Origin of the sequence: Pseudomonas sp. UW4 (assembly GCF_000316175.1) — a bacterium.
In the GTDB taxonomy this organism is placed as follows: Bacteria; Pseudomonadota; Gammaproteobacteria; order Pseudomonadales; family Pseudomonadaceae; genus Aquipseudomonas; species Aquipseudomonas laurylsulfatiphila.
Genome location: NC_019670.1, coordinates 2931922 through 2943177, shown reverse-complemented (window position 1 = coordinate 2943177; position 11256 = coordinate 2931922). Strand labels below are relative to the sequence as shown.

Genomic DNA, 11256 nt, shown 5'->3' with positions numbered 1-11256 from the left:
GTTTCAGTTGACTCAGTCGTCGCGAGCTTAAGCACTGTCACGGTAAACAACTTGTAAAAAACGCTACTGAACCGCCCACCAGGAAGATGGCGACGGCATCTCAGAGCCACACAGGTTTGACTCCCTTCCCAGACTGATCGAAGCTGACACTCTTTTGCTGATGCCTCATCTCCCGGATTTTTGCATGCCCCAGTCCCGCCGCTATCTGTTTATCAGCCTCTTCGCCCTGCTCGTCATCGGTCTTGCATGGTTTTCCCTGCGCGATACCACCCCAGTGGTTCCCGAAGCCATCAAGCACGGTTACAGCGAAGCGCTGGCAGCGGCCCGGGGCGGTCAACCCGGTGCCGCGCGGGTGCTCTATCAGCAGTTGAAGCGTCCGGACCTGTCCCCCAAGCGCCGTGTCTGGCTACATGCCGAGCTGCCCAATTATCCAAGCTCGGTGGCCCTGAAGCTGGCGGATGCCGACTTGCAGAACGAGTCGCCCGAAGTGCGTATCGCCGCGATCAGGAGCATCAGCGCCCTGGTACCGAACGGCCAGCGCAGTCTTTTGCTGGGGCCATTGCTCGACGACAGCGAACAGAGCGTGCGGCTGGCGGCAATCAATGCGCTGCTGGGGTTGTCCCCGGACGAACTCGGCTTGTATTTCGGGCCGCTGGAGCAAGCCATCGATGCCTGGGAGCTCGTGCTCAAGAGCGAACCGCAAAGCGCCGAAAACCAATATCAACTGGCCCGGCTGCACCTGCACAACGCCGAACTCAAGCAAGCGCAACAGGCGCTGGACAACACCCTGCGCCTGGCGCCGGACAACCTGCCAGCGCTGGTGCTGCAAATCGAAGTGCTGGACAAACAGGGCCAGAACGACGCCGCCCGGCAACTATTGGCCAGGCAACTGCAGGCACAGCCCAACTCGGCCTATCTGCAACACGCCCTGGGGCTCTGGCTACTGCATCACGACCAAAGCGAATTCGCCCTGCTCGGCCTGTCCAAGGCCGTTGAGCTTGAACCCGATAACCGGGATTACCGCTACGACCTTGCGACCACGTTGCGCGGTGAGCAGGAACTCGAAGCGGCGCAGATACAGTTGCAGGAAATCGTTCAACGCCATCCGAACGATCGCAAGGCACGGGTGTTGCTGATCAACTACTGGAAGGAAAGCGGGCAGCTGCAAAACGTGCAGATCCTGACGGCACAGCTCGAACAAATGAACCCTGATGATCCGTCGTTGCAGCAGGGGCTCTGAAAGCAAAAGATTGCAGCCTTCGGCAGCTCCTGCAGGGTAGGTGTAGGAGCTGCCGCAGGCTGCGATCTTTTTGCGTTAAAAAAGGTTGAACGCTCGTCCGGGCCAGGGGTCAAGTGAAAAGGCAGCCCGTTGCGGCTCTTCGAAGTGGCTGCCTCATTGTTCCTGGCCACAAGAGGAATCTTATTTGTCTCTAACCAACGAATTGAACCGTACCAAAGCCGCCACCGGTATCGAGGGCCTGGACGATATCCTCGATGGAGGATTGTCCCGCGGTCATGTGTTTTTACTCGAAGGCGAGCCGGGAACCGGCAAGACCACGGTGGCGCTGCACTTCCTGTTGGCTGGCGCGCAAGCCGGCGAGCGTTCCTTGTACATCACGCTGTCTGAAACCGAACGCGAGCTGCGCCAAGGCGCCTTGTCCCATGGTTGGGAGATGGACGACAACGTCCACATCTTCGAGCTGACGCCTCCGGAAAACCTGCTCAATGCCGAACAGCAGCAGACGTTGCTTTACTCCTCCGACCTTGAACTGGGCGAGGCCACCCGCCAGATTTTCGAAGTGGTCGAACGGGTCAAACCGACCCGCGTCGTCCTGGACAGTCTTTCCGAAATTCGCCTGCTGGCACAAAGCTCGCTGCGTTATCGTCGGCAGATTCTGGCCATCAAACATTATTTCGTGCGTTATGACGCCACGGTCTTGCTGCTCGACGACCTGACCACCGAGTCCCTGGACAAGACCGTGCACAGCGTCGCCCACGGCGTGATTCGCCTGGAAGAGTTGACGCCCAACTACGGTGCCGAGCGACGGCGCGTGCGCGTGGTGAAGTACCGCGGCCAGAAATACCGGGGCGGCTTTCACGACTTCACCATCACCGGCGACGGCGTGCATGTATTTCCGCGTCTGGTGGCCGCCGAACATCGCGGTCAATACCTGCGCCAGCAATTGAGCAGTGGCATCCGGGAAATGGATGCGCTGCTGGGCGGCGGTATCGAAACCGGGTCCAGCACCTTGATTCTCGGTCCGGCCGGGACCGGCAAATCGCTGATCTCCATGGTGTTCGCCACCGCGGCGGTGGCCCGGGGTGAAAAGGCCGCGCTGTTCATCTTCGATGAAGAGCTGGGGTTGCTGTTCGAGCGCATGAAGAACATCGGCATCGATTTGCAGGCCCTGCAAGACAGCGGCAATTTGCTGGTCGAACAGGTGGACGCCGCCGAGCTGTCTCCCGGAGAGTTCTCCCACCGGGTCCGGCGCTGTGTCGACGAAGGTAATATCAAGACCGTGGTGATCGACAGCATCAATGGCTATCAGGCGGCAATGCCGGAAGAGAACGCCCTGGTACTGCACATGCACGAGCTGTTGCTGTACCTCAATCGACAAGGCGCCGCGACCTTCATGACGGTTGCCCAGCATGGCCTGGTCGGCGACATGCAGACCCCGGTCGACATCACTTACCTGGCCGATACGGTGATCCTGCTGCGTTACTTCGAAGCCCTGGGCAAGGTACGCCGGGCCATTTCGATCATCAAGAAACGCACCGGCAGCCATGAATCGACCATCCGTGAATACCGCATCAGCGCCCAGGGCATGACCATCGGTGAACCGCTGGAGGCCTTCCAGGGTGTACTGCGTGGAGTGCCCACCTATCTCGGGGCCAGCAACCCCTTGCTTGCGGAAGATATCCGGTGACTGCAGTGCTGGCGACACCCGAGCGCACCATCATCCTTGCGCCGCGAGGGCGTGACAGCCAGATTGCCTTGATGATGCTCAACGAAGCCGGGTTTCACGGGGTAATCAGCCAGGACCTGCCCGGACTGTGCGCCGAGTTGGAACTCGGTGCCGGCCTGCTACTGATTTCCAGCGAAGCACTGCTGGGCAGTGATCTCGAACCGTTGATCCGGCTGATTGAACAACAGCCCGCGTGGTCGGACCTGCCGATCGTGTTGATGACCCACCATGGCGGCCCGCAACAGAATCCGGCATCACGTTTCGGTCCGCAATTGGGCAATGTCACCTTCCTCGAACGGCCCTTTCACCCGATCACACTGATCAGTCTGGTCACCACCGCCTTGCGCGGACGGCGACGACAGTACGAGGCCAGGGATCGGCTGATCGACCTGAGCCAGAGTGAATTGCGCCTGCAAAACACCCTCGAAACCCTTGAGCAGCAGGTGGAAGAGCGCACTGCGCAGTTGCGTCACAACGAAGAGGCGCTGCGCCAGTCGCAGAAAATGGAAGCCGTCGGCCAGCTCACCGGCGGCATCGCCCATGACTTCAACAACATGCTGACCGGCATCATCGGCAGCCTGGAATTGTTGCGTCGACGCCTGGCCCGAGGCCGTACCGAAGATCTGGACAGCCTGATCGACCTGGGGGTGACTTCGGCCAACCGCGCGGCGGCCCTGACTCACCGCCTGCTGGCCTTTTCCCGCCGCCAGTCTCTGGATTCCAAACCCGTTGAGATGAATGCCCTGGTGATCTCCATGGATGAACTGCTGCAACGCAGCATCAACGAAAGCATTCGCCTGGACATGCAACTGGACCAGCAACTCTGGGTAGCCGAAGCCGACCCCAATCAACTGGAAAGCGCCCTGCTCAACCTGGTGATCAACGCCCGCGATGCCATGCCCAATGGCGGCAGGCTGGTGGTCTCGACCTCGAACCGGCACCTCGACGAGGACTTTGCTCAGTCCCAGAGCAATCTCGATGCGGGTGATTACGTCGTGCTCAGCGTGACCGACACCGGTTGCGGCATGGCGCAAAGCATCGTCAACCGCGCCTTTGACCCGTTCTTCACCACCAAGCCCATCGGCCAGGGCACCGGGCTGGGTTTATCCATGATCTATGGCTTCAGCAAGCAGTCAGGCGGTCATGTCGTCATCCACAGCGTCGTGGGCGAAGGCACCACGGTGAGTCTGTTTCTGCCACGCTTTGGGGGTGACCTGCCTCAGGAGCATCCGGCCAATGTCGAACGCTCGCCCTTCACCAACAATGGCGAGACCGTATTGATCGTCGAGGACGATCCGGCGGTGCGGGTGCTGGTCAGCACGGTGTTGAGCGATCTGGGTTATGCCTTCGTCGAAGCCTGTGATGGCGATAGTGCGGTGCCGATACTCGAATCGGCGCAGCGCATCGACCTGCTGATCAGCGATGTCGGCCTGCCCGGCATGAATGGCCGGCAACTGGCGGAAATCGGCCGGCAGCTACGGCCCGATCTCAGGGTGCTGTTCATCACCGGCTACGCCGAGCACGCCGCCGTGCGCGGCGGGTTCCTCGATCCGGGCATGCAGATGATCACCAAGCCGTTCACCTTCGATCTGTTGACGGCGAAGGTCCGGGAGATGATCAGCGCCTGAATGCTTACGAAAGCATGTCCTGCATCAGTTCCTGCAACTTATCCAGATCGAATGGTTTGTCCAGGATCGGCGCCTTGCGCGTGATCGGGCTGTCGGTCTCACGGATTTCCTGGGCATAGCCGCTGATGAAGATCACCTTGAGTTCCGGTCGCAGCTTCACGGCGGGTTCGGCGATCTGCACGCCGGAGATTCCACCGGGCAGGCGGAAGTCGGTGATCATCATGTCCAGGTGGGGTTTGCTCGCCAGGATTTCAAAAGCCTGTTCGCCGTTTTCGGCCTGCAATACGCGATAACCCTCGCCCGACAGGTAAGCGGACAGCACCATCAGAATCGAGGGATCGTCCTCGACAACGAGTACTACGTCTTGTGCATCTTCGCTCATGGGAAGCCTTTGTTCGGTCAATTGCTGCTGATACGACCGTGGGGTCGATCAGAGGTTGCGTTTATCTGGCTGTTTTCCTACAGCGGCAGACAAACGCGAAACAAGGCGCCCTCGCCAATCCGGCTCTGGACGGTAATTGTACCGCCATGGGCGGTCACGATCTGTTCTGAAATAAACAATCCCAGGCCCAATCCGGCGACGGCCTGCCTGGCCGATACGCGCTCGAACTGCTGGAATATGCGCGCCTGGTTTTCTTCGCTGATCCCGATCCCCTGGTCGCGCACGTCTACCAGCGCCTGGCCTCCTTCACTGTATACCTTCACCGAGACCGGGCTCTTGGCCCCGTAGCGCAAGGCATTGGTCAACAGGTTGGATATGACCTGCTCAATCCGAAATTCATCCCAGTTTCCGATCACCGGTTGCTCGGCATCGAGGGTGACCGACGTCTCGGCGGCGTCGATCTGCCGGGAAAAGTTGTGCAGCAAATCGCGAACCAGCGTCGAAAGATCGAACCGTGTCGGTCGGATCGACAGCTTGCCGGTGCGAATGCGCGAGACATCGAGCATATCCTCGATCAGGCGAATGAGGCTTTTGATCTGGCGCTCGTCGCGGTCGACCATGGCGTGCATCTTGTCCAGGGTGAAGGCGGCGGCGTTGTCCCGGGCCAAGTGCATCTTGCGCAGCTGGGTTTCAAGGATCAGGCCGTTGAGCGGCGTGCGCACTTCGTGGGCGACGATGGACATGAAGTCATCGCGCATGCGCACCGCCTGCTCCAGTTCCAGCTGGGTGTTCTGCAGTTGCTCGAGCAGGGCTTCCTGTTCGCGGCGACTTTGCTCAAGGGCCAGCACTTGTTCCTTCATCGCCTTGCTCTGGCGATACAGGTCGACGAACACATTGACCTTGCTCTTGACCGCGTGGATGTCCAGTGGTTTGTGCAGGAAGTCCACGGCGCCGCTTTCATAGCCCTTGAACGCGTAGTTCATTTCACGCCCGGCGGCGCTGACAAAAACGATCGGGATGTTCTTGGTTTTTTCGGTACCGCGCATCAACTCCGCCAGCTCGAAGCCATTCATGCCAGGCATCTGCACATCGAGGATGGCCATGGCGAATTCGTGTTGCAACAGCAGTGACAAGGCTTCGTCGGCGGACAGCGCCTTGTACACAATCCGGTCCTCACGCCTGATCAGCGCTTCAAGCGCCAGCAGATTTTCCGGCAGATCGTCCACGATCAGCAGTTTGGCCTGGATATTACTCAGCATGCGATTCGTTCCATCTCGACAAGCAGACGGCCGATGCCGCGTACAGAAAGTATGTGGTCTGGCCGGTGCATATCCAGCGCAGCCTGGGGCATGGTGGCGACCTGAGCCTCTTGCGGGTCTTGCACGATGGTGATGCCACCGCGCTGTTTGACCTGGGCCAGCCCGTGCGCGCCATCGCGGTTGGCGCCTGTGAGCAGGACTGCAGCCAGCCCGGCGCCGTAGGCATCGGCAGCCGACTCGAACAGGTAATCGATGGCGGGACGCGAATGATGCACTCGAGGCTCCAGGCTCAGGGAAAAGCTACGGTCCCGCTCCACCGACAGGTGATAACCGGGCGCTGCGAAATACAGCGTGCCGGCCTCGACCGCAGTCTTGTCGCACGCCTCCAGCACCGGCATGGCCACCCGGCGGGCAAACACATCCGCCAGCTGGCTGCGGCGTTCGTCCGGCAGGTGCAGCACGACAATGATCGGCAACACAAATCCTTCGCGCAGCGGTCCGAGGATGTTCAACAGCGCCTCAACGCCACCGGCGGAGGCACCGATCACGATCGCTTCGATAGCTGGCAGGCTCGTTGCACTGTTCATTTTTTTCGATAGATCCGTTCTTGTTTGACCAGCGGCTCGAACTCATCGCCAAAAGACGAGAAATCCGGGGTTTCCTTGCTGCCCAATACCAGGAAACCGCGATGGCAGAGGGACTCATGAAACAGTCCGAACGCACGATCCTGAAGCTTTTTATTAAAATAAATCAATACGTTACGACATGAAATTAATTGAGTTTCGGAGAACACACTGTCCGTCGCCAGGCTGTGATCGGCGAAGGTCACGTTTTCGCGCAGTGTCTTGTCGAAAATCGCGTACCCATAGGCCGCCGTATAGTAGTCGGCAAACGAACACTGGCCACCGGCCTGCTGGTAATTGGCAGTGTAGGCGCGGACGTTCTCCATCGAGAAAATCCCTTGCTTGGCTTTTTCCAGAGAGTTCGGATTGATGTCGGTCGCGTAGATGATGGTACGGTCGAGCAAGCCCTCTTCGCGCAACAGAATGGCCATCGAATACACCTCTTCCCCGGTGCTGCATCCGGCGATCCAGATCTTGATCGACGGGTAGGTTCGCAGCAGCGGCACCACTTCCTTGCGGATGGCCAGGAAGTGCGAGGGGTCACGAAACATCTCGCTGACCGGAATGGTCAGCAATTGCAGCAATTGCATGAAAGCGGCCGGATCGTGCAGGACCTTTTCCTGCAGCGCCGAGATGGTCTGGCACTCGAACTGACTCAACGCATGATTGACCCGACGCTTGATCGACGCGCCGGAGTAATCGCGAAAATCGTAGCTGTACTTGAGGTAAATCGCCTCGATCAACAGGCGCAATTCGATTTCGCTGCTGCGCTCCCCTGAAAAATGGCGCTCCACTAGATGCGTTCCATCTTCGGCAACCACACGCGGATCAGCGAAAACAGGCGGTCCAGGTCGATGGGTTTGGCCAGGTAATCGTTGGCGCCGGCTTGCAGGCAGCGCTCCTGATCGTCCTTCATGGCCTTGGCCGTCACCGCGATGATCGGCAATTTGCGCCAACGCGGGACCTTGCGGATTTCAACAGTGGCTTCAAAGCCATCCATTTCCGGCATCATCACGTCCATCAACACCAGATCGATGTCCTCCACTTCATTGAGTCGTTCAATCGCTTCCCGGCCATTGCGACCAATGACCACGACTGCGCCCTTTTGCTCCAGCGCGCTGGTGAGGGCGAAAATGTTGCGCACATCATCATCCACCAGCAGCACCTTGCGCCCTTCGAAGACCCGGTCGCGACTGCGGGCGACCTTGAGCATCTTCTGCCGGTCATGGGACAACCGCGATTCGACTTTGTGCAGAAAAAGTGTCACCTCGTCCAAAAGCCGCTCCGGCGAACGCGCGCCCTTGATGATGATCGAACGCGAATACTTGCGCAGTTCAGCCTCTTCATCGCGGGTCAGGTTGCGCCCGGTATAGACGATGACGGGCGGAAAGGAGCAGATGTCTTCGGTGGACATGCGCTTGAGCAGGTCGTTGCCGAGCATGTCAGGCAGCTTGAGGTCGATGATCATGCAATCGAAGACCGACGCGCGCAGCAGGTCCAGTGCCTCCTGCGCCAGGCCAACGGCGGTGATCTCTATGTCATCGTCGCCGATCAGGCGGGCAATGCTGTCGCGCTGCAGGTCGTCGTCCTCGACCAGCAGTACACGTTTGACCTTCTGGGTCAGCTTGGCCTCCAGGCGCGCAAATACGTCCTTGAGTTCCTCGCGGGTGGTGGGTTTGACCGCATAGCCAATGGCGCCCATGTGCATCGCCGCTTCGACCCGGTCCTCGACCGAAATCACATGCACCGGGATGTGCCGGGTTTCGGCGTGCTCCTTCAGGCGTTGCAGCACGGTCAGGCCGGAATGATCCGGAAGCCGCATGTCCAGCAGGATCGCGTCGGGGATGAACGCCTTGGCCAGGTCGTAGCCTTCGTCGGCGCCATGGGCCACCAGGCACTGATAACCCAGCTCATGGGCAAGATCGTAGAGGATGTGCGCAAAGTTCGACTCGTCCTCCACCACCAGAATGCAGCGACTGGTGAACGGCCCCTTGTGGCGATCGTCGTCGAAACGCGCAATGTCGACTTCGGCCACCAATGGCGACAGCGTGGGCGGCACTGCATTCGGCGCGGCCGCCACCGCAACGGCCCGCATCGGTTCGACAGGCTCCTCGCCCGGTTCCACGTACTGCTGCGGCATGACCAGGGTAAACACACTGCCCTGCCCCGGTTTGCTGGTCACGCTGATGGAACCGCCGAGCAGCGCGGCCAGATCGCGGGAGATCGACAAGCCCAGCCCGGTGCCGCCGTAGCGCCGATTGGTGGTGCCATCGGCCTGACGGAAGGCTTCGAAAATGCTGTCGTGCTGATCCGCCTCGATGCCGATCCCGGAATCGCGGATGCTGAACGCGATGCCGTCATTCGGCGCCGCGGCGACAGACAGGCTGACGCTGCCGCTTTCAGTGAACTTCACGGCGTTGGACAACAGGTTCTTGAGCACTTGCTCCAGGCGCTGGCGGTCGGTGAACAGCATCTGCGGCGCGTCGTCGAGCAAATCCACGTGGAAATCCAGCTGCTTGGCCGTGGCCAATGGCTGGAACAGGTCGCGCAGGCCATCGACCAGGCGTGCCACGCTGGTGTTCTCCGGACGGATTTCCAGCTTGCCGGCCTCGACTTTGGAGATGTCCAGAATGTCGTTGATCAGGTTGAGCAAGTCATTGCCAGCGGAGTAGATCGACTCGGCGAACTTCACTTGCTCGGCCGTGAGGTTTTCTTCCGGGTTTTCCGCCAGCAGCTTGGCCAGGATCAACGAGCTGTTGAGCGGCGTGCGCAGTTCGTGGGACATGTTGGCGAGGAATTCGGACTTGTACTTGCTCGAACGCTGCAATTCCAGCGCGCGCTCTTCGAGCTGGATCTGCGCCTGATTGAGTTCGGAGTTCTTCAGGTCCATGGCGTCGCGTTGCTCGGCCAGCACTTGTGCCTGCTCGGCGAGTTGTTCGTTGGTCTGCTCCAGCTCCACCTGCTGGGTTTCCAGGTGCGCCTGGGACTCCTTGAGCACCCGCGACTGTTCTTCGAGCTCTTCGTTGGCGGTCTTGAGCTCTTCCTGCTGTACCTGCAACTTTTCATTGAGCTGCTGGGTTTCGGCCAACACTTCCTGCAAGCGCTGGCGATAGCGTGCGGACTCGATGGACGTGCCGATGTTGCTGGCAATCAACTCCAGCAACGCGACATCGCGGTCATTCAGCGGACGCAGGAAACCCAACTCGATCACGCCATTGACCCGGTCGTCGTCGCTGGTCGGCACCACCAGCACACTGCGCGGCAATCCGTCACCGAGGCCGGAGGTGACCTTGAAATAATCCCCCGGCACCTCGTCCAGGCGAATCAGCCGCGCCTGCTGCGCCACCTGGCCGACAATGCCTTCATCGCTGTAAATCTGCTGCTCGCGCTCTTCCTGTTCGCGGGAAAAACCGTAGCTGGCAATGCGTCTGAGACCGCCGTGGTCTTCCCGAACATAGAGCGCCGCCACGGCGGTACCGAGGTACTGCGCGCAAAACTGCAGGATGTTGCGGCCCAGCAGGTTCAGGCTCAACTGCCCCAGCACCTGCTCGGCGAGCTCGGTCTGACCGTTGCGCAGCCAGGCCTGTTGCTCCAGGCGCTGGGCACTGGCTTGTTGGGATGCGAGATTGACACTGTAGCTTTGAGAAAGGCTGAGCAAATCGCGGCGCCCGACATACGCCAGCAAACCACTGACGCCGGCAATGAACAACAGATAGAGGCTGATACTCCAGACCGTGGTGCGCCGCACCTCATCATTGCGCGTGGTGCGCAACTGTTGTTCGGAGTCGATCACCTCCTCGAACTGCTTGCGAATTTCATCAGTCAGGCGTTTGCCCCGCCCGGCCTTCACCACCGAGCGATAATCACCGCTGCTGCGCTGCAAATCGATCAACGATTGCGCATAGCTGGCCCACTCCTGTTGCAATGCCTGCAACCGCAGCAAGCGGTCAGTCTGCACCGGGTTGTCGGCGGTCAGTTCGAGCAAGGTGTTGAGGGCCACGGCAATCCGCGGCTTGGCGGTTTCGTAAGGGTCGAGGAAGTGCTCGTCGCCACTGAGCAGGAAACCGCGCATCCCGGTCTCCAGGTCCACGGTCAGCTTGACCGCCTCATTGGCGTTATTGATCACCCGGTCGGTGTGTTCCACCCACTGGATCGTCGACAGCAGATAGGTGATCAGCGAAACGAAGAACACCGCGCTGATAAGGCCCAGCCCCAACGGCAGGCTGATATTGCGGCTCAGGAGTTTACGAAATCGTTGCTCATCAACCGAGGACGCAGAGGTCATGGGGCAGGCCTTGTCGAACTGTCAGAATGCAAGGAGTTTGCCCCAAAACTGGCACATGGATCCATTTTTCTGACATGTTTTCACACATAGGCCTACATTGCGCTGCGCCCACC

The 11256-nt window shown here is 59.8% G+C and carries 8 protein-coding genes; 3 read left to right on the top strand and 5 right to left on the bottom strand.

Annotated elements, in window-relative coordinates; translation table 11 throughout:
- The first annotated feature begins 184 nt into the window (after positions 1 to 184).
- The 3 genes from PPUTUW4_RS12860 to PPUTUW4_RS12850 all read left to right on the top strand — a co-directional run bounded on the left by PPUTUW4_RS12860 (position 185) and on the right by PPUTUW4_RS12850 (position 4594).
- Positions 185 to 1240, top strand: coding sequence for a tetratricopeptide repeat protein (locus PPUTUW4_RS12860; RefSeq protein ID WP_015095035.1), 1056 nt, complete (start codon positions 185 to 187; stop codon positions 1238 to 1240).
- 184 nt (positions 1241 to 1424) lie between these two features.
- A complete protein-coding gene (locus PPUTUW4_RS12855) occupies positions 1425 to 2927 on the top strand; it encodes an ATPase domain-containing protein (protein WP_041474857.1) in 1503 nt (500 codons plus the stop codon).
- Positions 2924 to 4594 carry a response regulator gene (locus PPUTUW4_RS12850; protein WP_015095033.1) on the top strand — a complete coding sequence of 557 codons (1671 nt, stop codon included), beginning with the start codon at positions 2924 to 2926 and terminating at the stop codon, positions 4592 to 4594. The genes PPUTUW4_RS12855 and PPUTUW4_RS12850 overlap by 4 nt, the downstream gene beginning before the upstream one ends.
- Positions 4595 to 4598: 4 nt before the next feature.
- Here the strand turns inward: PPUTUW4_RS12850 and PPUTUW4_RS12845 are convergent, their stop codons facing one another.
- From PPUTUW4_RS12845 to PPUTUW4_RS12825, 5 genes are all read right to left on the bottom strand, one after another.
- The gene (locus PPUTUW4_RS12845) at positions 4599 to 4976 is read right to left on the bottom strand and encodes a response regulator (protein ID WP_007970583.1); all 378 of its coding nucleotides are present in this window, start codon (positions 4974 to 4976) and stop codon (positions 4599 to 4601) included.
- A gap of 77 nt (positions 4977 to 5053) precedes the next feature.
- On the bottom strand, positions 5054 to 6235 hold the full coding sequence (locus PPUTUW4_RS12840) for a hybrid sensor histidine kinase/response regulator (protein ID WP_015095032.1): 1182 nt from the start codon (positions 6233 to 6235) through the stop codon (positions 5054 to 5056).
- Positions 6229 to 6822 (bottom strand): chemotaxis protein CheB, encoded by a 594-nt coding sequence (locus PPUTUW4_RS12835; protein ID WP_015095031.1) that lies wholly within the window; start codon positions 6820 to 6822, stop codon positions 6229 to 6231. Before PPUTUW4_RS12835 ends, PPUTUW4_RS12840 begins: the two co-directional genes overlap by 7 nt.
- Complete coding sequence (locus PPUTUW4_RS12830; protein ID WP_015095030.1) at positions 6819 to 7652, bottom strand: protein-glutamate O-methyltransferase CheR; 834 nt, start codon at positions 7650 to 7652, stop codon at positions 6819 to 6821. The genes PPUTUW4_RS12835 and PPUTUW4_RS12830 overlap by 4 nt, the downstream gene beginning before the upstream one ends.
- On the bottom strand, positions 7652 to 11143 hold the full coding sequence (locus PPUTUW4_RS12825; RefSeq protein ID WP_015095029.1) for a response regulator: 3492 nt from the start codon (positions 11141 to 11143) through the stop codon (positions 7652 to 7654). Before PPUTUW4_RS12825 ends, PPUTUW4_RS12830 begins: the two co-directional genes overlap by 1 nt.
- Between the last annotated feature and the right edge of the window lie 113 nt (positions 11144 to 11256).

Coding starts and splice junctions, on each gene's coding strand:
- PPUTUW4_RS12860 (WP_015095035.1), top strand. CDS start 185: ATGCCCCAGTCCCGCCGCTATCTGTTTATCAGCCTCTTCGCCCTGCTC.
- PPUTUW4_RS12845 (WP_007970583.1), bottom strand. CDS start 4,976: ATGAGCGAAGATGCACAAGACGTAGTACTCGTTGTCGAGGACGATCCC.
- PPUTUW4_RS12840 (WP_015095032.1), bottom strand. CDS start 6,235: ATGCTGAGTAATATCCAGGCCAAACTGCTGATCGTGGACGATCTGCCG.
- PPUTUW4_RS12835 (WP_015095031.1), bottom strand. CDS start 6,822: ATGAACAGTGCAACGAGCCTGCCAGCTATCGAAGCGATCGTGATCGGT.
- PPUTUW4_RS12825 (WP_015095029.1), bottom strand. CDS start 11,143: ATGACCTCTGCGTCCTCGGTTGATGAGCAACGATTTCGTAAACTCCTG.